General features: G+C 69.6%; 21 protein-coding genes. 11 read left to right on the top strand and 10 right to left on the bottom strand.

The genetic code is table 11. From position 1 onward, the window contains the following. Window positions 1–139: 139 nt before the first annotated feature. Window positions 140–1,141 carry an EF-P beta-lysylation protein EpmB gene (epmB, locus tag CKO31_RS05800; RefSeq protein WP_200234896.1) on the bottom strand — a complete coding sequence of 334 codons (1,002 nt, stop codon included), beginning with the start codon at window positions 1,139–1,141 and terminating at the stop codon, window positions 140–142. An 8-nt stretch (window positions 1,142–1,149) separates the two neighbouring features. Further along, entirely contained in the window at window positions 1,150–2,457 is a 1,308-nt protein-coding gene (locus tag CKO31_RS05805) for an MFS transporter (RefSeq protein ID WP_242475182.1), read from the bottom strand. Between the two features lie 173 nt (window positions 2,458–2,630). Here CKO31_RS05805 and CKO31_RS05810 point away from each other — a divergent pair, with 173 nt between their 5' ends. After that, window positions 2,631–3,095: an SRPBCC family protein gene (locus CKO31_RS05810; RefSeq protein WP_200234900.1), complete on the top strand. Its 465-nt coding sequence runs from the start codon at window positions 2,631–2,633 to the stop codon at window positions 3,093–3,095. Window positions 3,096–3,210: 115 nt separating this feature from the next. Beyond that, window positions 3,211–3,657, top strand: coding sequence for a PAS domain-containing protein (locus CKO31_RS05815; RefSeq protein ID WP_200234902.1), 447 nt, complete (start codon window positions 3,211–3,213; stop codon window positions 3,655–3,657). Window positions 3,658–3,724: 67 nt separating this feature from the next. Here CKO31_RS05815 and CKO31_RS05820 read toward each other — a convergent pair whose 3' ends face one another. Together CKO31_RS05820 and CKO31_RS05825 are read right to left on the bottom strand one after the other, a co-directional pair. Then, window positions 3,725–5,491, bottom strand: coding sequence for a BatD family protein (locus CKO31_RS05820; RefSeq protein WP_200234904.1), 1,767 nt, complete (start codon window positions 5,489–5,491; stop codon window positions 3,725–3,727). A gap of 62 nt (window positions 5,492–5,553) precedes the next feature. Next, window positions 5,554–6,837 carry a Coenzyme F420 hydrogenase/dehydrogenase, beta subunit C-terminal domain gene (locus CKO31_RS05825; protein WP_306341710.1) on the bottom strand — a complete coding sequence of 428 codons (1,284 nt, stop codon included), beginning with the start codon at window positions 6,835–6,837 and terminating at the stop codon, window positions 5,554–5,556. A gap of 791 nt (window positions 6,838–7,628) precedes the next feature. Between CKO31_RS05825 and CKO31_RS05830 the strand changes: the two genes are divergently transcribed. The 3 genes from CKO31_RS05830 (at window position 7,629) to CKO31_RS05840 (ending at window position 11,300) form a co-directional block, all read left to right on the top strand. After that, window positions 7,629–10,049 (top strand): putative bifunctional diguanylate cyclase/phosphodiesterase, encoded by a 2,421-nt coding sequence (locus tag CKO31_RS05830; protein ID WP_200234906.1) that lies wholly within the window; start codon window positions 7,629–7,631, stop codon window positions 10,047–10,049. A gap of 88 nt (window positions 10,050–10,137) precedes the next feature. Beyond that, window positions 10,138–10,299 (top strand): hypothetical protein, encoded by a 162-nt coding sequence (locus CKO31_RS05835; protein ID WP_200234907.1) that lies wholly within the window; start codon window positions 10,138–10,140, stop codon window positions 10,297–10,299. Further along, window positions 10,296–11,300: a 5-bromo-4-chloroindolyl phosphate hydrolysis family protein gene (locus CKO31_RS05840; protein WP_200234909.1), complete on the top strand. Its 1,005-nt coding sequence runs from the start codon at window positions 10,296–10,298 to the stop codon at window positions 11,298–11,300. The genes CKO31_RS05835 and CKO31_RS05840 overlap by 4 nt, the downstream gene beginning before the upstream one ends. Before the next feature lie 105 nt (window positions 11,301–11,405). On the opposite strand, the gene CKO31_RS05845 is transcribed toward CKO31_RS05840, so the two are convergent. Beyond that, the gene (locus CKO31_RS05845; protein ID WP_200234911.1) at window positions 11,406–12,950 is read right to left on the bottom strand and encodes a Ycf46 family AAA ATPase; all 1,545 of its coding nucleotides are present in this window, start codon (window positions 12,948–12,950) and stop codon (window positions 11,406–11,408) included. Between the two features lie 193 nt (window positions 12,951–13,143). Here CKO31_RS05845 and dapB point away from each other — a divergent pair, with 193 nt between their 5' ends. Beyond that, window positions 13,144–13,959, top strand: a complete 816-nt coding sequence (gene dapB / locus CKO31_RS05850) for a 4-hydroxy-tetrahydrodipicolinate reductase (RefSeq protein WP_200234913.1) — start codon at window positions 13,144–13,146, stop codon at window positions 13,957–13,959. A 3-nt stretch (window positions 13,960–13,962) separates the two neighbouring features. On the opposite strand, the gene CKO31_RS05855 is transcribed toward dapB, so the two are convergent. Both CKO31_RS05855 and CKO31_RS05860 read right to left on the bottom strand, forming a co-directional pair. Beyond that, entirely contained in the window at window positions 13,963–14,391 is a 429-nt protein-coding gene (locus CKO31_RS05855) for a DNA polymerase III subunit chi (RefSeq protein ID WP_200234915.1), read from the bottom strand. A 47-nt stretch (window positions 14,392–14,438) separates the two neighbouring features. Continuing rightward, window positions 14,439–15,929: a leucyl aminopeptidase gene (locus tag CKO31_RS05860; RefSeq protein ID WP_200234917.1), complete on the bottom strand. Its 1,491-nt coding sequence runs from the start codon at window positions 15,927–15,929 to the stop codon at window positions 14,439–14,441. A gap of 207 nt (window positions 15,930–16,136) precedes the next feature. Between CKO31_RS05860 and lptG the strand changes: the two genes are divergently transcribed. Beyond that, a complete protein-coding gene (gene lptG, locus CKO31_RS05865; protein WP_200234919.1) occupies window positions 16,137–17,198 on the top strand; it encodes an LPS export ABC transporter permease LptG in 1,062 nt (353 codons plus the stop codon). 35 nt (window positions 17,199–17,233) lie between these two features. Here lptG and CKO31_RS05870 read toward each other — a convergent pair whose 3' ends face one another. Further along, window positions 17,234–17,605 carry an Hpt domain-containing protein gene (locus CKO31_RS05870; protein WP_200234921.1) on the bottom strand — a complete coding sequence of 124 codons (372 nt, stop codon included), beginning with the start codon at window positions 17,603–17,605 and terminating at the stop codon, window positions 17,234–17,236. A gap of 246 nt (window positions 17,606–17,851) precedes the next feature. Here CKO31_RS05870 and cysM point away from each other — a divergent pair, with 246 nt between their 5' ends. The 4 genes from cysM to CKO31_RS05890 all read left to right on the top strand — a co-directional run bounded on the left by cysM (window position 17,852) and on the right by CKO31_RS05890 (window position 22,292). Then, the gene (cysM, locus tag CKO31_RS05875) at window positions 17,852–18,742 is read left to right on the top strand and encodes a cysteine synthase CysM (RefSeq protein WP_200234923.1); all 891 of its coding nucleotides are present in this window, start codon (window positions 17,852–17,854) and stop codon (window positions 18,740–18,742) included. A gap of 28 nt (window positions 18,743–18,770) precedes the next feature. Continuing rightward, window positions 18,771–20,102: a 23S rRNA (uracil(1939)-C(5))-methyltransferase RlmD gene (gene rlmD, locus CKO31_RS05880; protein ID WP_200234924.1), complete on the top strand. Its 1,332-nt coding sequence runs from the start codon at window positions 18,771–18,773 to the stop codon at window positions 20,100–20,102. A 145-nt stretch (window positions 20,103–20,247) separates the two neighbouring features. Continuing rightward, entirely contained in the window at window positions 20,248–20,715 is a 468-nt protein-coding gene (locus tag CKO31_RS05885) for a CYTH domain-containing protein (protein WP_200234926.1), read from the top strand. Between the two features lie 71 nt (window positions 20,716–20,786). Continuing rightward, window positions 20,787–22,292 (top strand): ABC transporter substrate-binding protein, encoded by a 1,506-nt coding sequence (locus CKO31_RS05890; RefSeq protein WP_200234928.1) that lies wholly within the window; start codon window positions 20,787–20,789, stop codon window positions 22,290–22,292. A 22-nt stretch (window positions 22,293–22,314) separates the two neighbouring features. Here CKO31_RS05890 and CKO31_RS05895 read toward each other — a convergent pair whose 3' ends face one another. After that, window positions 22,315–22,701, bottom strand: coding sequence for a phospholipase A2 family protein (locus CKO31_RS05895; protein WP_200234930.1), 387 nt, complete (start codon window positions 22,699–22,701; stop codon window positions 22,315–22,317). Between the two features lie 431 nt (window positions 22,702–23,132). Beyond that, the gene (locus CKO31_RS05900) at window positions 23,133–23,621 is read right to left on the bottom strand and encodes a DUF2939 domain-containing protein (RefSeq protein WP_200234932.1); all 489 of its coding nucleotides are present in this window, start codon (window positions 23,619–23,621) and stop codon (window positions 23,133–23,135) included. Window positions 23,622–23,864: the final 243 nt, after the last annotated feature.

Genomic DNA, 23,864 nt, shown 5'->3' on the forward strand with positions numbered 1-23,864 from the left:
TTGGGCGGCGGGCTGGGCGGCGGGCTGGGAATGCATCACCAGTTGCGAGGACGTACTCGGGCAGCGCCTGCAGGACAGCAGGCTGGCGGATTATCCAGATGTCTCTCGCGCTCGCAACGCGCACCCGCGACTTGGCGTCTCATGACAGCGGCAGCTTGCTCGCCGCGCCCGGTAGCTCGCGGACCAACAGCGGTGTCAGATACCCCGGCAGACGCGCCCGCAGGGCCTGGTCAAGGGCACGGGCGCGGGCGTCGCTCACGGCGAAATGGGCGGCGCCGGCGACGGGGTCGAGCTGATGCAGGTAATAGGGCAGCACACCGCAATCGAAGAGCCGCTCGCTGAGCGCCGTCAGACAGCCGACGTCGTCATTGACGCCGCGCAGGAGCACGCTTTGGTTGAGCAGCGTCACGCCGGCGTTGCGCAGCATCGCCAGTGCCTCGGCCGCGGCGGCGCCGAGCTCTGTCGGATGATTGGCATGGATCACCAAGGCACCGCGCTGCGGTTGGGTGCTGAGCAGGTGGCACAGCGCGGGGGTTACTCGGCTCGGCAGCACCACGGGCAGCCGGCTGTGCACGCGGATGCGGCGCAGCCGCGGCATTGCCGCCAAGCGCGCGAGCAGATCGCCGAGGGCATCATCGTCCAGCAGCAGCGGGTCGCCGCCGCTGAGAATCAGCTCCTGCACATCCTCGGTAGCCGCGAGCTCGGTCAGCGCGGCGTCGAGCCTCTGGCGTGCCGGCAGCGCCGCATAGGGGAAATGCCGCCGAAAGCAATAACGGCAGTGCACCGCACAGGCGCCGGTGGCCACCAGCAGCGCGCGCCCATGATACTTGCGCAGCAGACCGCCCTCGCTGCAGGCGGCCTGCTCGGCCAGGGGGTCGGGGCCGAAGCCCGCCGCCGCGTCCAGCTCCGCGCGCACGGGCAGCACCTGGCGCAGCAGCGGGTCATCCGGGTCGCCGCGGCGCATCAATCCCGCGAGCCCGCGCGGCACCAGTAAGGGAAAGCTCGGCGCATCGGCCAGTATCCGTGCCCGCGCGGCGGGGCCGATGTCGAGGAAGTCCAGCAGCGCGTCGACCTCGGTGAAGGCACCCGCCAGCTCCTGCTGCCACAGCGAGCGGCTGCGCTTTTGTGCCAGGGCATGCATGCGCATCGTCAGCCGGCGTCGTCCACCGAGACGTCGCGCAGGGTGAGCGCATAGGCAGCGACGGCGAGGGCGCCGACACCGAGCAGACCGATGACCGTGGCCGTGTCGTAAATGTCCGCCAGCACCCCGACGAAGCCCCCGAGCAGCATGGCGACGCCGATGATGGTGTTGCTCACCGCCACCATGGCCGCGCGGTTGTCGCTGTTGGCCATGTCCACCAAGTAGACCTTGCGGCCGAGGCGCACACCGGCGTGCGCGATGCTCACTGATAGAAACAGACCGGCGAGCAGCCAGGTGAGCACCCTGTCCTGAAGGCCGTTTTGGCCCACGACCCAGGTGGCGATGCCGGTAACGCCACCGAGCGCCGCCGCCAGCGCCATCACCCATCGGGCCGAGCGGTCGCTGAGCCGGCCCCAGATGGGTGCGCTGAGGGCACCCGCGAGTCCGCTGGCGATGATCAGCAGCCCAAGCCCGGAGACGGCCGTGTCGCCGCTGCGCTGGAGCAAGAGCACGTAAAAGGGCGGTGCCAGCGCCAGGCTCAGCAGCCCGATGCGGGTGATGAGATAGCGGCGAAAGTCCGGGTCCGTGCGCAGCAGGTCCAGGCTGGCGAGGGCCTGGGTCAGGGCATTGCCGCCGCCGCCGGTGGCGCCGGGCTGCTCGCGGATGGCGACGAACACCAGCGCGCCCAGCAAGAAGAGTCCGCCGCCGGCGGCCAGCAGCAGACCATAGACCAGTCGCTCGGATTCCAGCCCGCCGAGCACGCCGAGGGCAATGCCGAGGGCCAGGGTGGCGGCGCCGGCGATGCCCGCCGACCAGCCCATGAGTCGCCCGCGGCGGGACTTGGAGACGGTCTTGCCGAGCACATCCTTCGCCGAGACCGAGCAGAGTCCGCGCGCCAGGCTGAACACCGCCAGGAGCCCCAGGATGGTCCAGCCGGCGGCGGCGCCGTCGAGCGTCAGCGCGGCCGCCGCCATGGCGCCGAGGACCGCGGCGGAGAGCAGGGCGCCCAGGATCCAGACCGGCTTGCGCTGCGGCATGCGGCGGATATAGGCGGCCACGGCCAGCTGCGGCAGCAGCACGCCGGATTCGCGCACGGGCACCAGCAGGCCGACGAACACCGCCGGTGCTCCCAGCGCGCCGAGCAGCCAGGGCAGGACCAGCTTGGCGCTGGAGAGCTCGTCGGCCACCTTGCTCAGCAGATTGGCGACCAGATAGGCAAAAAAGTTGCGGGGCTGATCGTTGCAGGACTCGGGGGGGATGTCCTTGCAGACACGGGCGTCCTCGTCACCGGTGACGAAGTCGTAGAGCTGACCCAATGCCCGCTCGGGCGCGGTGGGGTAGCGTGCATTTCGCCCCGCGGCGGGACTTTCATGCTGAGGCTGTGTGTGGTTCATAATGCAGGTGGAACCGCAGAGGGCATTCCGGGTCGCAACAAACATCGTGCACGCGGCCGGGGTGCGCCGCGCAACATCCGGCTTGGGAGATCGTCGTGGTCAAAGCGCAAGCGAGCATCGAGATCGAGCGGCCCCCGGACGCGGTGTACGCCTTCGTCGCCGAGGACTTCGAGCGCAACTATCCGCGCTGGTCACCGGAGGTGAAGGAGCTACGCATGATCTCGAAGGGGCCGATGCGGGTGGGGACCATCGCCCGCCAGGTGCGTGTGGATCAGGGGCGGCGCACCGAGTCCACCTTCAAGATCACTGAGATGCAGCCGGCGCAGCGGCTGACCTTTCAGGGCACGAGCTTCCCCTTCCTCGTGGATTACCGCTTCGACGGCGCTTCGGAGCATACCAAGCTCACCTTCACCTTCGAGCTGCGGCGCCTCGATCTGATGATGCGCCCCTTCGAAAAGCTGATCCGCTCGGCGGTGCAGGATGGCGCCGAGCGCACGGTACGCAACCTGAAGCGGCTGATCGAGGCCGAGTGCGCGCCGCCGCAGCGGCACTCGGCATGAGCGCGCGGGCCAGCAGCACCGCCGACCCCTGCCCGCGTGCGGCCACAACGAGCCCTGCTCGCGCGGGGCAGCACCCGTGCTCGGCGGGTCGGCGGAAAATTGGGCGGAGACTGTCATGAACTTCGTCGTCGAGAAAGACCCCGGCGTGATTCCCACGGTGCTGGCGCAGATCCTGGATAGCTGCGTCAACGGCGTGACCCTGTCCGATCCGGACCTGCCGGACAACCCCATCGTGTTCGCCAACGCGATATTCGAGCACATGACCGGCTATTCACAGGACGAAATCATCGGCCATAACTGCCGTTTCCTCCAGGGCGACGATCGCGACCAGCCCGGCATCGCCGAGATCCGTGCCGCCATCGCCGAGGAGCGGCCGGTGGAGGTGACGCTGCGCAATTATCGCAAGGACGGCAGCCGCTTCTACAATCGCTTGAGTATCCGCCCGCTGCTGGACCCCGAGGGCAAGGTCATCTACTACCTCGGTGTGCAGTACGACGTCACCGAGCAGGTAGAGGCGCAGCAGGAGATCGCCCGTCTGACGGAGCTGCTCGGGCAGGGGTGACGGGCCGCGCCCGCCCCACTGACCGGCAGGCCCGGCGTCGGGCGCTGGATGGCGGGCAGCGGCCCCCTCAAGCGGGAGTGGCGCGGGTCGTGTGGGCGCCCGCAGGGCCCGCTCCGCTGCCCACATCCAGCGCCTCGAGCCGCGCTGCCACCGGCCGTTTGGCCCATGCCCCGTCATCCGGTCCGTAGAAGGCTTTGTCCAGCAGTTTCAAATCATCCCTGAGCGGCGGGCCGAGCCGCAGCATCAGCTGAGCGAGATTGCCGGGCGGTCGCTCGGGCCACACTGCCGCGCCCCAAGCCAGCAGCGCCGTGCGCGCGTCCGCGGCTGAAGCTCGCGCGTAGGCGTCGGCGACGCCGGCGATCAGCACCTCGGGGTCGGGCTCGGTCGGGGGCGCTGCCCGGCTTTGGGGCGCGGGGTCGGGCGGTGCCGGTGCTCGCTGTCGCCGCCGGCGCTGCAGGCCGCGCCGGGGCCAGAGCAGGATTCCCCAGAGCACAATCCCAAAGAGCGCGACGCCTGCGGCGAGCATGATCACCCAGGCCGGTAGGCCGGCCATTGCGTCCCGCTCGGCGCCGGCCGCACTGCGCTGTGTGGATGGTCCGTCGCCGTCGGCGGAGGTCGGTGCCCCGGCGTCGCCGGCGGCAGCCTGCTGATCGCGGGCCCAGCGGGCGGCCGGTCGGCGCTCCGCAGAGGCCAGCGGCGCGACGGTGAGGGTCCAGTCTGGCAAGGTCGCCGTGCGCGGCGCGCTCGCCCGGGTGTCCCACCAGTCCAGGGCCGGGCCGGGCAGCACGTAGCTGCCGGCCTCGGCTGCGCTGATCAGCACGCGCTCGGTGCGATAGCCGACGATGCCGTCGCTGGCTCGCTCGTTCCAGAGCCGCGGCGCGTCTTCTTGCACGCGCAGCTGAAACGGGATGCCCAGCGGAATGGCCGGCAGGCGCTCCGCCGGCAAGCCTTCGACGCGCAGCGTGATCATGCGCTCCAGGCCCTGTCCCGGGGCGATGCGGACCTCCGTGGGGCCCGCCTCGGTGAGCGTCAGGTCCCGTGCCGGCAGCCAGGTGTCGGCATCCGCGCCGGCGGGCAGCGGGCTGGCGCTGATGTGTAGCGGCTCCGCCCGATGGCGCACCGGTGCACCGCCGGCAGGCTGCCAGGCATCGAAGCCGATCCCGGTGATTGCCAATGGGCCCGGGCGCTGCGGGAACAGCGAAAAGCGCTGCACCAGGACATGCGTCTTGTCCTCGTCGGTGCTGCGGCTGGTGCCGAGGGGCAGCAGGCGGGCCCCGTCGGCTTGTGGTGTCGGCAGATGCCCCTGGGGTGGACCATCCGGCGAGCGCACGCGCAGCGTGATCAGGAATTCCTCACCGACGACGCCCGCGCTCGGGGTGACCTCTGCGCTGACGCTGATACGCTGCGGCGAGACATCCGCTGGCGGTGGCGCTGTCTCGGTGGGCGCCGGCAGCAGGCGCGACTGCGGACTGGTGGCCTCTGCGACCATCAGCGCCAGCTCCGGCGTCCGCGTGCCACCGATGGTCAGCGCCGGCACCGAGAGCTGGCCGCTGCGCCTCGGCAACAGGGTCAGGATCAGCTCATGGCGCTCGCGCCGGCGGCCGTTGACGGTGCTAACGGTTTGCGCCCGGCGGCGGCCGACGACCTCGAAGTCCGCCGCCAGGGGGCCGAGATCCAGCGCCGTCGGCAACGGGTCATCGCTCGTGAGCGTGAATGTCACGCGCTCGCCGGCGGCTACACGCGCCTTGTCGAGCTGGGCCCCGAGCTGGGCCTGAAGCAGCTCGGCGGCGGCGGGCGCCGCCATCAGCCACAGCCACAGCGGCCACAGCCGCATCAGCGTCGCCGGCCGGCACCAATGCCCGCCGCCGCGCCGCGCCGAGCTGGCGCAGCCTGGCCTCATTGGCGCTCGGCCCGCTGCCCGCCAGCCGGCGGCTGGAGCCCTTCGCCGAAGGCTTCCCGGTGGGCATCGTCATAGGCTGCCAGCGTGCGATAGACGTATTGCGGCACGATACGGGGCTCGAAGCGGCGGAAGTGGCTGCGCACGTGGTGCAGGTTGCGGAGCATTTTCATTTCGATAATGGCGCGGGCGAACTCCAGGCCCCGGGGACCGCGGTTGCGCTGCAGCCAGGCGATGAAGCGGCGCACGGGCTTCGGCGGCTTGCCCGGTGGCTTGGCGAGCATCTGGATGTAGCGCGGCACGCCGCGGGTACGGTCCCCGGCGCTGTCCAGTGTCGTGGTCTCCAAGTCCTCGCGGAGCAGGTCCAGCAGCTTGGCGCCGCGGTCGGTGCGCACCAGCACCCATTGCCAGCCGAGGCGTGCGCCCATGTAGCCGATGGTGATGTCGGCCAGGGTGTTGGCGTAGTCGAAGCAGGACAGGCACGCGGAGGGAAAGATGCCTTCCAGCTTGTCCATGGGGAAATCGATGTAATTCAGCCGCTCGGTGCTGCCGTCTTCATGGTGCATGTGCAGGCTGTAGTCCTGCATGAACTCGTAGTGGACGATGGTCTGCGGGGAGCGCGAGACCTGCTCCAGGAAGTAGGTCAGGTCGGGGTAGGTGACGTTGTCCGAGCAGGGGATACCGATGACGTCCAGGCGCTCCAGGCCGAGCTTGTCCTCGGCGGCGCGCAGCATGTGCACCTGACAGCCGGTGCCGATGACTGCGAGACGGCGGACACCTGCGTCGCGCACGGCACCCAGCAGGCCAAGACTCGGCGACAGGCAAGGCTTGTTGCCGGCGCTCGCCAGCACCTCGGCGGGCGTGCGCGCCAGCATGGGCCGTGGCGCGAAGCGGGTGCCGGGCATGGTGCCCGCGGTGATCACCGCCTCCACCTCGCCGCGCTCCAGCAGCCGCGCGGCGAGGCTGGTCACCATGCCGGACCACTGCGCACCCGCCACGGGTTGTTGCATGCGCGCGGCCAGCATCTGCTGAAAGACGCCGAAGCGCAGCTCGTCGCCATCGCGGCGGTTGCGGCCGAACAGGCGCTGCTCGATGGCCTCGGCGCGGTTGCGCACGAACACACAGGCCCGGGCCATGTCGGGCTTCAGCCAGGTGTCGCAGAGGCCGCAGTCGCTGCACAGATTGGGACGCCCGGCGAGGCGCTCGTCGCGGGAGAGCAGGGTGCTCTGGCGCAGACCCTTGGACGGGCCGCCGAGGGTCTGGGGATCGGGCTCGATGTCCAATGGCATCTCCAAAGGCGGCGGCGCGGCGCGACGCGGGTCTTGGGGCATAGGGCGCGGGATCTCTCGTCTGGGTGGGTCAGTGCGGTCGACACCCTGCGGCGGCGCTCGCCGCACGGGCATTGCCGGCGCCTGCACTGTAAACCGAAATCGCCAGACCCGGAACCGAAACGCAGGAGTGCGCTGAGTCTAGCCGCAAACATGGTGTCCTCGGCGGCACCGGCGGTATCATGTGCCCCATGGCAGGCGAGCCCAACAAGACCCAGCGCCGAATCATCACGCGCTCCGCTACGGGCACGCGCACTTCCCCTATGGCGCAACCGAGGACGGCAAGGATCTCCGCGACAGCTGAGGGCCGCGCCGGGCCTGAGCGATGAGCACCGCGTGCGCAAACTGTGCGCCAATTCCGGACCTTTGCGCCGCCGCAAGGTAGCGCTCCCGGCTCATGCCCACGCGGTATCGCAGCAAGGCAGTCGCCGGACCCATTCCCCGGCTTCGCATAGGGTCCAAGCGTTGGGCGCTATGGCTGCTTCCATGATACTGTTCCCAGGCGGGCGTCGGGGAATCCCTGATTAGCGCCTGCGCTGCCGGCGTCCGGCATAGCGCCTCACGCCGGGCCCTGCCGGCATCAACGGCCGAGCGGGTTTCTGCGTCAGCGCTCCGGTGTGCGCACCCTGGAAACGGCTGCTGCATCCGGGCCGGCGTCGGCGACTCGCCGCTGCATCCAGCGACGGTCCACCCTGGCACGGGCATTCCCAGAGGATGCACGTCTATTCACCGACCGACTGACGAGCATGCATTTACGGGCAAAGCTCGCCCTTGCTCTTGGCCCCCTGGTGGTGGCGCCGGTATTCGCCCTGGGCTGGCTCACCTGGGAGTCATTGCGCAACGAGCTCCAAGGCGAAGCCGCGCGCGGGATGCAGGCAGCATTGTTGCTGGCGGAGCAACGGCTGACGGATTTGGTGGCCGATGCACATGCAGACGCCGGTCTGCTGGCCGCCGCGCCCGAAGTCCGGGCCTATGCCGCAGCCCTGGTCAGTGCGGATGGCGGGGCAGCCGTCCGCGCGGATTTGATGCGCCTGCTTGAGCACTATCGCACCGCCTACCCGGGCTATTTGGCCATCCGCCTGCTGAACGACGGGGGGGACATCCTCATCGAGGCGAGCGCCAAGGGCTTGCAGGACGACACAGCGGCATTGCGTGCGGGCGATCCACCGCCGGCCGCGGGGGCGACAGCACTACAGCGCTTCGATTCGCAGGCCGATGTGCTCCATGTCGAGCATCCCGTCGTGCTGCCGGCCGCCGACGGAGTCGCCGGTTTTCGGGGCCGGCTGGCGCTGAGCGTTGCTCTGGCACCCCTCTATGCGCGTCTCGCGGAGCCCTATCCGCGCTTCGGCGGTGAGCTGCTGCTGGCGCTTCCCGGCGGCGGTCTCCTTAACGCTAGTGGCGATGCACCGCGCCAATTGCCGTCCGCCCTGCGTGAGCAGTTGAGCGCTTTGGAGCATGCCGTCGAGCCCCACCGGCTGCGCTGGCGCGGCGAGCCGAGCCTGGCACTGGCTCGGTCGCTCCCTGCGGGTGTCACCGCGGTCGCTGTGCAGCCCCTGCACAATCTGTCCCGGCCGCTACAACAGCTGGCGCTGCAAATCGTCGCCATCAGCTTTTTCGCGGGCCTATTGCTGGTGGCGATGCTCTTCGTCTGGCTGCGGCGGCTGGTGTTGCGGCCGCTCACGGCCCTGCGCCAGGCGGCCCGCGCCATCGGCACCGGGCGCAGTGTGCCGGCGCTGCCGGTGCCCGGCGATGATGAGCTTGGGGAGCTCGCCGCGGAGCTGCATGACATGGCCGAGCGCCTGGGCCAGTACAACGAGCAGATCGAGCAGCTCGCTTTCTACGATCAGCTCACGGGGCTGCCCAACCGCAACCTGATTCGCGATCTGCTGGCTAAGCGTATGGGGGCGCCGCGCGCACAAGACGATGTGCTGGCACTGCTGTTCGTGGACCTGGACAACTTCAAGCAGATCAACGACAACCTCGGCCATGCGGTGGGCGACAGCCTGCTCGAGACCTTTGCCGATCGGCTGCATGCCTTGCTGGCGGCGGAGGGGCTCGGCCACAGCGCCCTGCTGGCACGCTTCGGCGGCGACGAGCTGCTGGTTGCGGCGGATGCACTGCCGGGTCCGCGTGCAGTCGAGACGCTCGCCAAGCGCATCCTTGCCGTGGCATCGGAGCCCTTCGAGCTCAACGGGGGCCGCTATATCGTCACCGCCAGCATCGGGATCGCCCTGTATCCCCGGGACGCGGATGACCCGGAAGGACTGATCCGCTGTGCCGATCTCGCCATGTATCGGGCCAAGGCCGAGGGCCGCGACCTCTATCGGTTCTTCACCCGCGAGCTCAATGCGCGCGCTTCCCAACGCCTGCACTTGGAGCACCGCCTGCGCGAGGCGGTGGCGGCGCAGCAGCTCAGCCTGCTCTACCAGCCCATCCTGGACCTCGACACAGGGGCGCTGGTGGCCTGCGAGGCCCTGCTGCGCTGGCACGACGACGAGCTCGGGCCAGTGCCGCCCGCACGGTTCGTACCGGTGGCGGAAGAAAGCGGTCTCATCCAGGACATCGGCCGTTTCGTGCTGAGCACGGTCTGTGAGCAGGTGGCGGCTTGGCGTGACGCTGGTCTCGGCACCTGTCCCGTTGCCGTCAACGTCTCCGCCGCGCATCTGCAGCGCGAGTCCCTGGCGGGTCCGGTAGCGGACCTGCTCGGGCGCTTCGGCTTGAGCGCCGATGCCCTGCAGATCGAAATCACGGAGTCCGTGCTGATGGACTTGAGCGGCGCCATCAGCGCCCGCGTTCAGGCCCTGAGCGACTTGGGCCTCGCCATCCACATCGACGATTTCGGCACCGGGTATTCCTCCATCAACTATTTGCGGCGCTTCGCCATCGACTGTATCAAGATCGACCGCTCCTTCATCGCCAACCTTTGCAACCGTGACGAGGATCAGGCCTTGGCCACCGCCATGATCGCCATGGCCAAGGCCTTCAGCCTCAGGGTCATTGCCGAGGGCATCGAGGAGCGGGTACAACTGGAGGTGCTGCGCAGGCTCGGCTGCGACTTCGGTCAGGGCTACTACTTCGCGCGCCCGATGGACGCCGCCGATCTGGCCCGCTGTCTTCAGGCCCCCGGGCTGCTTGCCGCGCCCAAGCTCGCCGCAGCCGGGGCCTGAAGGCCGCCGCCCGCGTGCGATCTGCGGTGGTCGGCTTCTTGGGGCTGCAAGGTGTGGCAAACCCGCCGGAAGCCGTATCATCGGCACCATGAGAAACGCCCAGTCGCAGCAATCCGCCCATCCCCGTGGCCGCCCGCCGCAGACCGCCGAGCCGCCGCCACCGCCGCGCCTCGGCAGCCGGGTGTTGGGCTGGTCCTTGATGGCCCTGAGTCTCGGCCTCGTGTCCTGCCAGTCCCTATTCGTGCTATGAGCGACGAGCGCCGCAGCCAATCGCATGACCAGCGTGCCCACGGGCAGGCGTCTACCAGCACGCGCGACTTGGGGCGCCTGCTGACCAAGGTCTCCGAGCTGGATCTGCACCTGAATCTGCCCACCGCCGAGCCCAAAGGGGCTCTGCCGGGCCGAGCAGGCCGGGCGGCGGCGGGCGGATTGGTGCAGACCCGCTCGGCCCGCCGCCGGCGCCCGGGTGTTTTCGGCCTGTGGCTCCTGTCCGCGCCGCTGCTGCTGTCGGCGGTCATTGCCCTGGCGGCCGGGCGCTTTGGTGGCTTCGCCGGCGATGCCTTGGGCTGGGGGCTCGTCGCGCTGGGCGCCGTGCTCACCCGCCGCAGTGGGGATGATGCCGGCACGCTGGAGCGGCGGTTCTCGCGGCGGCTACGCCTGCCGCGCAAGAACCTCGGCGGCGCTGCGGTGGCCGCCGGCGTCGCTGTTGCTGCCGTGCTGGGCGTGGGCCAGTCCCTCCCGGTGGGGGTCGCCTTCGGGGCGCTGGCGGCGCTGGCCTTCCACCTCATCTATCGCTTCGAGCCGCTGCTGACCGGCGAGCGGCTCGGCGCCGGCGACCGCGAGTCCCGTCAGGTGGCCGAGGCCCTAGCCGAGGCCGAGCAGCGGCTCATCACCATCGAGCGCGCCGCCGGCGGCGTGGGCAATGCGGAGCTGGACGCACGCCTCGGGCGCATCGCCGCCGAGGGTCGCGGCATCCTGGCGCAGATCGCCGAGCGGCCCTCCGACCTGCGCCGGGCGCGGCGGTTTCTGACCGTGTTCCTGGAGGGCGCCGAGCGGGTCTCCGACGGCTACGTGCGCACCCACCGCCACAGCGACACACCGGAGCTGACGCAGAGCTTCCGCAGCGTGCTCGAGACCATCGAGGCGCAGTTCCGCCGCCAGCGCGAGCGCCTGCAAAAGGCGGACGTCATGGACCTCGACGTGCAGATCGAAGTGCTGAAGAAGCAGCTGGAGCAGGAAGGCATCCGCTGATCACCACCGTCACCAAAACCCGGGGACGGTATACCCAATTGCCCACGGACAGAGCTCCGCAGTCAGCGTGTCGCGCTCAAGTTCTATATACTGTCACCAGAATATCTACTCCTTGGCGGCGGGCTTGGAGGCGGTGATGGCGCGCTTGAAGCACCAGTCCTTGATGGCCTTGATCTGTTCCACCATGGTGCGCGACAGCGGGATGATGGCGACGATGTTGTTGACTACGTCGCGCTCGTTGAACAGGCGGCCGTCCTGGTAGGCATCGATGCGGGCGGACTTCACCGCTTGCTCGATCTCGGCGCCGCTCCACTCCTTGGTGCTGGCGGCAAGATAGCCCAGGTTGAAGGCGTCCGGATCTGCGCCGTTGGCCTGGATGTGGATGCGGAAGATCTCACGGCGCTCGTCCTTGTTCGGCAGGTCCAGGAAAAACAGCTGGTCGAAGCGCCCCTTGCGCATCAGCTCTGCCGGCAGGGCCTGGATGCGGTTGGCGGTGGCGGCGACGAACACCCGCGGGTCCTTCTCCTGGAGCCAGGTGAGGAAGCTCGAGAAAATATTGACGTTGCCACCGCCGTGGGCCCCGCCGCCGCCGTGCTCGTCGTAGCCGAAGGCGTTTTCGATCTCGTCCACCCAGAGCACGATGGGCGCGACCTCTTCGGCCATGCGCGTGGCCTGCTCGAAGGCGTATTCCGCGGTGCCGAAGCTCCCCGAGAGCACCAGGCTCATGTCCATGCGCACCAGCGGCAGCTGCCAGGCGGCGGCAATGGCCTTGGCGGCCATGCTCTTGCCGCAGCCGGAGACACCCATGAAGAGTACGCCGCGGGGCAGGGGGATGCCGGCCTCGTAGGCCTTCTCGGAGAACAGATCGGCGCGCTTGGTGACCCAGTCCTTGAGGTTCTCCAGGCCGCCGATGTCCTCCAGGCTGCGCTGGGGCGGATAGAAGCGCAGGCAGCTCTCCTTGCGCAGGAGCTGGGATTTTTCCTCCTGAATCTCTGCGAGCGTGGTCTCCAGTGCCACCGTGTCGCCGCGGAACAACCGCGCCTGCAGGTGCATGACCTCGTTCAGCGACAGGCCGCGCATGGCGGCTGCGTAGCGGTACAGGTCCTCGCGCGGGGTATCGCCGATGTTGGGCGCCCCGGTGAGGCTTTCGACGATCTCCTCTTCGGACGGCAGATCCATCTCGATGAGGAAGAGCTCCTTCTTCAGGATCTCCGGCAGGATCAGCTGCGGATAGCTCAGAAACACATGGATGCTGCGGTGCTTGAGGCGGTAGTAGAGGTCCCGAACCGCGCGTACCAGCGCCGGATTGGCCTCGAACCAGATGGGCAGGTCTTTCATCAGGTACATGGCCGGGCGCTCGGACGCCGCGATGGCCCGCAGTGCTGCGATGGGATCGCGCAGATCACCCCCGCCGCCGGCATCGGCGACGGCCGCGAGCGCCGTGCCCGCCGGGTCGGCGTCCCCGGCATGAAAGCCGTCGTTGGCGCTCCAGACGATGAGCTCGCCGGCGCCGCTGTAGTAGCTCTTCGCCACCGAGCCCAGCAGCCGCTCAATGCGCTCCTCCTCCCAGCCGAGCACGTAGAAAAGGGGATACCGGGAGCGCAGCCCGCGCGAGATCTTCTGCACGGTCTTGCGGTTGAGGACGGCCATGGACGTGGATGCAACGGGTGTTTGCGAGGTCGATGAGCCGCGAGCGTACGCCGCTGCCGCTGGGTCGTCCAGCGCTGTAGCGGGCTCTGCCAATGAACAATACGGGCGGATGCGCTGGCGCATCGCGCGCTCGGGCGGGCTCGGGTATCGTTGGGGCCCAAGACCAAAGCGACAGACCGAGGGAGCCAAGAGCATGGCAGACATACGTGTGGCAGTGGCCGGTGCCGGCGGCCGTATGGGCCGCACCTTGGTGGGCGCCGTCCACCGGGCAGAGGGGATGGTGGTGAGCGCCGCCACCGAGCAGGCCGACAGCGGCCTGATCGGCCTGGACGCCGGCGAGGTGGCCGGTGTCGGCAAGCTCGGCGCCGCGCTGCGCCCCGACCTAGACGAGGTGCTCGGCGAGTTCGACGTTCTTATCGACTTCACTACGCCGGATGCGACCATGCACAACCTGGCCCTGTGCCGGGATGCGCGCTGCCGCATGGTCATCGGCACCACGGGCCTGAGCCCCGGCCAGCGCGAGGCCGTGAGCGAGGCGGCCATCGACATCGCGCTGGTTTACGCGCCGAACATGAGCGTCGGCGTCAACCTCTGCTTTAAGCTGCTGGCGATGGCGGCGGAGGTCATGGGCGACGATGTCGACATCGAGATCATCGAGGCCCACCACCGCCACAAGGTGGATGCGCCGTCGGGCACGGCGCTGCGCATGGGAGAGGTCATCGCCGACACCCTGGGCCGCAAGCTGGACGATGTCGCCGTCTTCGGACGCCACGGCCACACCGGCCCGCGGGAGCGCCAAACCATCGGCTTTGAGACCATCCGCGCCGGCGATACCGTCGGCGAGCATTCGGTTTGGTTCGCCGCCGACGGCGAGCGTGTGGAGATCAGCCACCGCGCCAGCAACCGCATGACCTTCGCCCGCGGCGCCGTGCGTGCGGCGCAGTGGATCGCCGGGCAGGAGCGCGGGCAGTTCGACATGCAGGATGTGCTGGGGCTGCGGGAGCTCTAGGCGTCAGCGCACCTCGTGATGCTTCAGGTCGTAGCCGCAGTCGCTGTAGTACTTCCAGCGCGTGCGCCCGGCCCGTAGGACGGTGGGGTCCCGGTCAAGCGGCTCGCACAGGCGCTCGAAGCGGCCGAAGAACTCCGGCACCTCGGTGCTCAGGTTGATGAGCACCTGGTCTTCGTCGGTGGGCTCGCCGTCGGTGCTGAGCAGCACCGGCGTGTAGGCGGGCTTGACCTCGCCCACCAGCCCATGGGGCAGGAAGCTGCCGTCGCGGAAGGTCCAGAGCAGGCGGTCCAATTGGCGGGCGAGGTCCATGTCCGGGCAGTGGACGAGCACCCGGCGGCCGTCGCCGTGGGCGCGCTCGGCGATGCGGCAGGCGAGGCCGAGCCGGTCGCCCCGGGCGCCGTCGGCGAGCACGTAGAAGTCGATGCGGGTCATGGCGGCTGGTGAGCCGATGCGCCTCAAGCGCGGCGCATCGCGACAGGCTAATCCTTGGTCTCGACCCCGCTGCGGCGGATCAGAAACTCGCTGAGCAAGGGCACCGGCCGGCCGGTGGCGCCCTTCTCCTTGCCCTTGAGCCAAGCCGTGCCGGCGATGTCCAGGTGCGCCCAGGGATAGGCCTTGGTGAAGCGCGACAGGAAGCAGGCGGCGGTGACGGCGCCGGCCTCGCGGCCGCCGATGTTGGCCATGTCCGCGAAGTTGCTGTCGAGCTGCTGCTGATAGTCCTCCCACAGCGGCAGGCGCCAAACCCGGTCGTCGGCGGCCTCGCCGGCGGCCGTGATTTCCTTGGCCAGCTTGTCGTCGCCGGTGAAGAGCCCGGAGGGATGTTTCCCCAGGGCGATGATGCAGGCGCCGGTGAGGGTGGCCATGTCCAGCACCACGTCCGGCTCGAAGCGCTCCGCATAGGTCAGTGTGTCGCAGAGGATGAGTCGGCCCTCGGCGTCGGTGTTCAGGATCTCGATGGTCTGCCCGGATAGGCTGGTGACCACGTCCCCCGGCTTGTTGGCGTCGCCGTCCGGCAGATTCTCGGACGCCGGCACCAGGCCGATGAGATTAATGGGCAGGCCCATGCGCACGGCGGCCACCATGGCACCGAAGACGCCGGCGCCGCCGGCCATGTCGTACTTCATCTCGTCCATCTCGCCGGCGGGCTTGATGGAGATGCCGCCGGCGTCGAAGGTGAGACCCTTGCCCACCAGCACGACGGGCTTGGTGTCCGCTGCTCCGCCCTGGTAGGACATCTTGATGAGCTTGGCGGGCTGGCGGCTGCCGCGGCTCACGGACAGCAGCGCGCCCATGCCGAGCTCGGCCATGGCGGCTTCGTCCAGCACCTCGGTGCTGAGCGCCTCGTGCGCCTTGGCCAGCTCCACGGCCCGCTCGGCAAGATAGGTCGGCGTGCAGATGTTGCCCGGCAGGTTGCCGAGCTCACGGGCCAGTGCGACCCCGGCGCCGATGGCCTCGGCATGGGCGAGGGCGCGCTCGGCGACGGTGCGCTGAGCCTTCTTCTCCACCCAGAGGTCGAAGCGCTCCAGCAGCGGCGGTGCATCCTCCTTCGGCGGCTTGGTCTGCTCGTAGCGATAGGCACTCTCGGCCGCTTTCAGGGCCGCCGCCCGCACGCCGGCGTAGTCGTCGAGCCCGTCGGGCAGGGCGAGTAGGGCCTTGGTGACGCGGCTCTCGCCGAGCCGCGACAGGGCGGTGCCCAGCGCCTTGGTGAGCTTGCCGCGATCGAACTCCTTGCGCTTGCCGAGGCCCAGCAGCAGCACGCGCTCGACGCTGATGCCGGGCAGGTCATAGGCGAGCAGCGTGCCCTTGCCGCCGTCCAGATCGCCCTTGCGCAGCAGCTTGGCGATGGCGCCGTCGCTCGCCTTGTCGACGGTCGCCGCCGCCGCGGAGAGCTTGTGCTTGTCGTAGACGCCGAGGATTAGGCAGGGGGTCTTGGCCTTGGCGAGGTCGCCGCCGACGATCTTGAGCTCCATGGGGTCTCCTGTTGCGACTGGCTGCATCTTCTGCCGACGCCGGCACCGCCAGGGCGCCCGGCTGTGCTAACGTCCGCGCCCCTGAGTCTACCGGAACGGTGCGGGCGGCAAAAACGACATGCTTGCAGAGCAGGCGACAGCAGCGACGGCGCCCGCGGTGCGCGCACGCGTCTGTCTGCAGCCGAGCCGACGGCAGGGCGTCGGCGCGTGAATCGCCTGGATCGCTACTTGGCGCGGGCTGTGATCCTCGGCACCGGGGTGACCCTGGCGGTGCTGCTGCCGCTGCTCGGCTTTTTTCTGCTCGCGGACGAGCTGAACGATCTCGGCACCGACGGCTACCGCTTCCAGGACGCGCTCTGGTTCGTGACCCTCAGCTTGCCGCGCTACGCCTACCAGGTCTTCCCCATCGCGACCCTGATCGGCGCCCTGGTGGGCCTCGGCCAGCTGGCCGCTGGCTCCGAGCTGGTGGCCATGCGCGCCGCAGGGGTCTCCATCGGGCGCATCGTGCTCGGTGCCATGCTCGGCGGTGCGCTCTTGGCGGCGGCTGCGGTGGCGGTGGGGGAGCTGGTGGCCCCGCCGGCGGAGCAGCGGGCGCTGACCCTGCGGCAGTCGGCCCAAAGCGGCGAGGATGTGGCCATGACCAGCGCGGGGCTCTGGGCCCGCGACGGCGACACCTTTGTGAATATCCGTGAGCTGGACATCGGCGCGGACCTTCGGCACATCTACATCTACGAGGTTAGCGGTACGGAGCTGATCTCCGCCACCTATGCCGAGAGCGCCGCATACCGCGACGGCAGCTGGGTGCTCAAGAACATCCAGCGCAGCCTGATCGGCCGCGACGGCGTGCGCGTGGAGCGCTTGGTGGAGACCGGCTGGTCGTCACTGCTGCGGCCCGCGCTGCTCAAGGTGATCGTCGTGGAGCCGCAGGCGCTGTCGGTCTGGGGGCTCTATCGGTACATTCGGTTCATGGGGCGCACCGGCCAGGACGCCGGGCGCTACGAGGTTGCCTTCTGGGGCAAGCTGGTACAGCCGCTGTTGATCCTGGCCATGATCTTCGTCGCCATCCCGGTGCTGCTGGGCACAGCGCGCAGCACGGGCATGGGCATCAAGGTCTTCGTGGGCATCGTCATCGGTATCGCTTTCTACTTGGTGAGCCGCAGCTTTGCCTTTTTGTCCTTGCTCTACGGCATGAGTCCGGCGGTGGCGGCGCTGGCACCGCCGCTGATCTTCGCCGGCGTCGCCTTTTTGCTGCTGCGGCGGGTGGGATGAGCGCGCGAGGCATGGCGCAGCTGCCGCCCTGCGCCTCAGCCGAGCGCCTGCTCGTGGGCGACGAGGCGCTCCACCTGCGCAGCCAAGGCTTCCAGAGCGAGGCCGGTGGCCGCCGCATCACCGCTGCGCGCCTGCCGCTCCAGGGCCTTCAGGCTGCTGCGCAGGGCCGTGACGCCGCAATAGGCGGCGCCGCCGCTCACATGGTGAGCGTGATCCGCGGCCGCCGTGAGCTCGCCTGCGGCATGCAGGCGCCGCAGCTCCGCCAGCTCATCGGGCAGGCCCGCGCAGAGCTGGTGCAGCAGCCGCCGGGCGAGGGCGGCGTCGCCCACGCTCTCTGCGGCGGCGGCCTGGTCCCAGGCGGGTAGGTCCCAGATCGGGATGTCGTCGGCGCTGTCCGGTTGCGGCATGGCGTGTAAGCTCCGTGGTGTGGACTGGTCGCTGCGGCAGCGGGCGGCTCGCCGGCGGTTGCGAGCGGGTATAAGGGACTGGCCTTTGCCGGCTGTCGGCGCTGTTGCACAATGCTGCTTCGACCCGCCGGCGGCTGGCTGCGGCAAAGTTGCCCGGCACCAGCCGCGGGGCGTTTCCGTAACCATCCTGTCGGCAGAAACCCTTTAAGCAGCAATCCTTTGGGCAGCAATCAAGAGCAGCCAAAGATGAACTATCCGACCATCGAGCAGTTCGTCGGCAATACGCCGTTGGTGCGCTTGCAGCGCCTCCCGGGTGAGACGTCCAACATCGTGCTCGGCAAGCTGGAGGGTAACAATCCGGCGGGCTCGGTCAAGGATCGCGCCGCGCTCGGCATGATCAGCCATGCCGAGGTGCGCGGGCAGATCCGCCCCGGCGACACCCTCATCGAGGCCACCAGCGGCAATACCGGCATTGCACTCGCCATGGCGGCGGCCATCAAGGGCTACCGGATGCTGCTCATCATGCCGGAGCACATGAGCGTGGAGCGCCGCCAGTCCATGGCCGCCTATGGTGCCGAGATCCGCCTGACGCCGCGGGAGGCGAGCATGGAGGGCGCCATCGACCTGGCCCGGGAACTGGAAGCCCAGGGCGTCGGCGTGCGCCTGGACCAGTTCTCGAATCCCGACAACCCACTGGCCCACGCCGAGACCACCGGCCCCGAGATCTGGCGCGACACCGCAGGCGCCGTGACCCACTTCGTCAGCGCCATGGGGACCACGGGCACCATCATGGGCACCAGCCGTTACCTCAAGGCGCAGAGCCCGGCAGTCCAGATCGTCGGCGTGCAGCCGGAGCCGGGCGCCAGCATCCCCGGCATCCGCCGCTGGCCGGAGGCCTATCTGCCGAAGATCTACGACGCCTCCCGGGTCGATCGCATCATCGACGTCTCCCAGCAGGAGGCCGAGGAGACCATGCGCGCCATGGCCGCCCGCGAGGGCATCTTCGCCGGCGTCTCCTCCGGCGGTGCCATGGCCGCGGCGCTGCGGCTCTGCAAAGAGGTGGAGGACGCGGTGATCGTCAGCATCGTTTGCGACCGCGGCGACCGCTATCTCTCCACGGGCGTCTATCCCGCCTGAGCCGGCCGGGCGCGTACCTACCAGCACCTTGGGTAAGAAGCGCAAACCCCTGCCGGCGGAGCCCGTCGCCGCGGACGTGGCATCCCTGAGCCACGACGGCCGCGGCGTGGCGCACGTCGACGGCAAGGCGGTGTTCGTGCACGGCGCCCTGCCGGGGGAGCGGGTGCTGTTTCGCTATACCCGCCAGGCCCGGCGTCACGACGAGGGCGCGGTCGTGGAGGTGCTCACACCCTCGCCGGAGCGTGTCGAGCCCCGCTGCGCGCATTTCGGCGTCTGCGGCGGCTGCGCGCTGCAGCACATGGACCCGGCCGCGCAAGTGCGCATGAAGGAGCAGGTGCTGGCGGAAACCCTGGCGCGCATCGGCAAGGTCACGCCACAGCGCTGGCTGGCGCCCTTGACCGGCGAGCCCTGGGGCTACCGGGGCAAGGCGCGGCTCGGCGTGCGCCGGGTCGCCAAGAAGGGCCGGGTGCTGGTGGGCTTTCGCGAGCGAGGGTCGTCCTTCGTCGCCGATCTCCGGCACTGCGACGTGCTCTCCCCGGAAGTGGGCGCACGGCTGCCCCAGCTGGGGGCGTTGGTGGACAGCCTCTCCATCCGCGAGCGCCTGCCGCAGATCGAGGTGGCCCGGGGTGACGGCCCCCTGGTGCTGGTGTTCCGGGTGCTGGACCCGCCGTCGGCGGGGGATGTGGAGAAGCTCCTGGCCTTCGCCGCTGACACGGGGCTGCATGTCTATCTCCAGCCGGGCGGCACCGAGACCATCGCGCCGCTGCCGGGCCAGGATGTCCAGCTCGGCTACCGTCTGCCCGCGCACGGGGTGGAGGTTCTGTTCGAGCCCGCGGACTTCACCCAGGTGAACCTGGCGCTGAACCGCCGCATGGTGGACCAGGCCCTTGGACTGCTGGACCCGCAGCCCGGCGATGCGGTGCTCGATCTCTTCTGCGGCCTCGGCAACTTCACTTTGCCGTTGGCCGGACGCGCGGGCAGCGTGGTGGGTGTGGAGGGCGATGCCGGCCTCGTCGCCCGGGCCCGCCGCAATGCCGCGCACAACGGCCTCGACAATGTCGATTTCCAGTGCGCGGATCTCTATGCCGAGCCTACGGCCGCCGCCCCCTGGCACAGCCGACGCTTCGATCTGGCGCTGCTGGACCCGCCCCGCAGCGGCGCCCGCGAGGTGCTGGCGCCGCTGGCGGCCACCGGCGTGCAGCGGATCGTCTACGTCTCCTGCTACCCCGGCACCCTGGCGCGGGACGCCGAGCACCTGGTGCACGGCCTCGGCTTTCGGCTGACCGCCGCCGGCGCCATGGACATGTTTCCGCACACCGCGCATTTGGAGTCGATGGCGGTGTTTGAGAGGAGAGCGTAGCTACGAAGTGCGCGGTGCGAAGTGCGCGGTGCGGGGCGGCGACCGCACTGCGCACCACGCACTGCGCACCCCGCGCTTCGATCCCCCGTTTCGACGCTCCTTGCGGCCACCGCTCCTATCACGCAACGCTCACGAGGATTCTTCCATGCCCACAGAAATCGAGCGCAAGTTCCTGGTCGACGGCGACGGCTGGCGCGAGGCGGTGGAGTCCGAGACGCGCATCATGCAGGGCTATCTGGCCAACAACCAGAACGCCACCGTGCGGGTGCGGGTGGCGGGCGAGCAGGCCTGGCTCACCATCAAGGGCATGATGCGGGGCCCGAGCCGCAGCGAGTACGAGTACGCCATTCCGAGCGAGGACGCCGTAGCCATGCTGGACGAGCTCGCGGTGTCCGCGCCCATCGACAAGGTCCGCTATCGGGTGCGCTGCGGCGGGCATATCTGGGACCTGGACGTCTTCGCCGGCGAGAACCAGGGGCTGGTGATGGCGGAAGTGGAGCTCGCCAGCGAAGACGAGCCCTTCGAGATGCCCGACTGGGCCGGCCGCGAGGTCACCGGCGACGGGCGCTACTACAACGTCAACCTCGCCCGACACCCCTATCGGCATTGGTGACCCCCGGATCACTTCTGCCGGTTCGGCGACCCCTTTCACACTTCTAACTTCACACTTCCAACTTTCCCCAAGTGCACCGCCGCACCCTGATCCGCGCCGCCGCCGCCAGCCCGCTCGTCGCGCTCGCCGGCGGCTGCGGGCGGCCTGAGCCGCCGGCGGACGGGCTGTGCTTCGCCATCGCCAACGAGCCCCGCAACCTGGACCCGCGGCTCGCCACGGATGCGGTCTCCGAGCGGGTCAACCGGTTGCTCTATGCCAGGCTCGTGGACTTCGACGGCGCCAGCCGCCCGGTGCCCGGCATCGCCGACTTCGAGCAGCTGGGCCCCCTGCGCTGGCGCTTTCGACTGCGTCGGGACATCGCCCCGTTCAGCGACGGCACGCCGGTGCGCGCCGCGGACGTGGCGGCGACCTATGCCTCGGTGCTGGACCCGGCGACCGCCTCCCATCACCGTGCCGTGCTGTCGGTGATCGCGCGCATCGAGGTGCAGGGCGCGCGCACGCTCGACTTCCACCTGCACGAGCCGGAGCCGTTGTTCGCCTTTCATCTGGGCATCGGCATCCTGCCCGCGCGGCTGATGGCGGCAGGCCACGGCTTCCAGCGCGCGCCGCTCGGCAGCGGACCGCTGGCGCTTGCGCGCTGGCCGGCGCCGGGGCGGCTTGCGCTGCACCGGCGCCGCGACGGCCTGGCCGTGGAGCTGGTGACGGTGAAGGACCCCAACGTCCGGGCCATGAAGCTGCTGCGCGGCGAGGTGGAGCTGCTGCAGAACGATCTGCCGCCGGAGCTGGTGGGCTATCTGCGCGGCCAGCCGTCGGTGCGGGTGACCCGGGCGCCGGGGGTCAATTTCTCCTACCTCGGCTTCAACCTGGCGGATCCGGCCACCGGGCGGTCCGAGGTGCGCCGCGCCATTGCCCATGCCGTCGACCGCGCCGCCATCCTGCGCTGGCTGTTCCAGGGCAACGGCCGCCTGGCGGAGGCGCTGTTTCCGCCCGAGCACTGGGCCGGCGCCGCCGACCTCACGCCGCACCCCTTTGATCCCGCCCGCGCCCGCGCCCTGCTGGCGCAGGCGGGCTACGGCCCGCAGCGCCCCCTCAGGCTCAGCTACAAGACCTCCAGCGACCCCTTTCGTGTGCGCCTGGCCACCGTCATCCAGGCGCAGCTCGCCGATGTCGGCATCGACCTGCGGGTACAGAGCTACGACTGGGGGACCTTCTTCGGCGACGTCAAGGCGGGTCGCTTCCAGCTCTACAGCCTCACCTGGGTGGGGATCCGCAGCCCGGATATCTTCCGTTACGCCTTCCACAGCGCCGCCATGCCGCCGGATGGTGCCAACCGCGGCCGCTACCAAAGCGCCGCGGCCGACCGGCTCATCGATGCCGCCGCCGCCGAGCCGGACGCGCAGCGCCAGGCGGCCTTGTATCGCTCGCTGCAACACCTGCTGCATCGGGACCTGCCGTATCTGCCGCTCTGGTACGAGGACCATGTACTGGCGTCACGGCGGGGTGTCACCGGATACCGGCTCGCACCCGACGGGCATTACGATGGGCTGGCGAGCGTCGATCCGCCCCGGCACGCGTGAGCCGGGTGCCGGGGCCGAGCGGTCACCAGCAGGGGGCTGTTAGGCTGGAGAAGGCGCCCATGGCATCCCAGGGCGTGGGCATGGGCATACCGCCCCAAGGGCCGCCGGCCTTGAGGCGAATCACGTACTCTGCCCAGCGCAGCGGCCGCGGCATGTAGCCCGCTTGGGCAGCAGCGTGGCGCAGCTCGTTGACGAAGGCGATGTCGCAGGGCCGGTCCGACGGCGTGCTCGCCACGCAGATGTCGTGGCGCATGCAGGCGGCATCGAAGGCGTCCACCGGCGGCGGCGCGCCGCGGCTGGGGTGATCGATGCCGCACCAGTTGCCGTAGATGGGCACGCACTTGAAGGCGGCAGCATCGCCGGCGGCGAGCAGGAGCAAGACGGCGAGGGCGGTTGTGAGGCGGGCCATGACAGTCTCCAGGCGGTGCTAAAAGACCGATATGTTAGCCCAGTACCCACGCATGGCAGTCCATGACGACAACCACAACAACAATCCGGTTGCGGGCGCCGGGCGTGCTCCGACGTGAGCCGGCGCACAGTCTGCGCACATCGGCACGGCGCTGCCGAACACCATCAGCATGCACCTGCGCCCGGCCGCGAACATGGCCTGGCACTGTGCGCGCTGCCGGCTGTTGCTGCTGGACCACGACAAGCTGGTCCATTGAGCGGGCTGGGGGTGCAGGGTCCGGCCGGCGAGCGCCTGCTCGCGCGCCGCGCTGAGTCCTGGGCTTGCTGGATCCTTGGCTTTGTTCGGGGGCCTAGGCATGGTAAGCAGGATCGAATCATCGGTTTCGACAGCGCTACCCAAGACCCAGGGGCGAACTGCACAGCGGCGCGGGCTCAGTGGACGAGGTCCACGATGCGCCAGTCCGTGCCCACGAGCCCGAGCACGACATGGGTCTCGCTGCCGAGGGGGCCGACGCGGATGACGAAGCGATTCCAGGACTCGAAGAAGGCGAAGTCGATGGCGTCCATGAACAGCGCCGGGCGGCTTTCGGTGGTACGCCGCGCGGCCTCGCGGATGCTGTTCTGCACCCACTCCAGCGTAATGGCCTGATCCAGCGCGGCATCGCCCAAGCGCGCCAGATTGGTCTTCAGCCATAGCACCACTTGATCCGCACCGGGGCCGCCGGGCGGCTCGAAGGCGGGCACCGGTGTGTTGAGGCGGGCGGCGTAGTTGGCCTGGATGGCCGCGAGGTCCACAAAGGGGGCGAGGGCCTCGGGCTCCGCTTCGCGGACGGCGTCGTCGAGCCGGAAGACTGTGTAATAGGGCCAGAGACCGTAGGCCAGCACGGCCAGCACCAGCAGATAGCCCAGGAGGCGAGCCATGACGTCTTATCCGCGAGCAGCATCCAAAACCAGGCATTGTACCGGCTCGCGGCAGCAGTGCGCGTCAAGCTAACCGATGCCGGCATGCGGCAAGGCCTGTCAGCGCCCCCGGCCGCCGCCATTTATAATCCTGGATCGTCCTATCTGCGGAGCGCCGATGGTAAGGGCCCTCACAGCCAGACCCGCCCCTGACCGCGTGCGGGCCGCCGCCGGCTGCCCCATGCTCGGCGCGACAGCGGCCAA

The sequence above is a fragment of the Thiohalocapsa halophila genome (genome assembly GCF_016583825.1).
GTDB lineage: Bacteria > Pseudomonadota > Gammaproteobacteria > Chromatiales > Chromatiaceae > Thiohalocapsa > Thiohalocapsa halophila.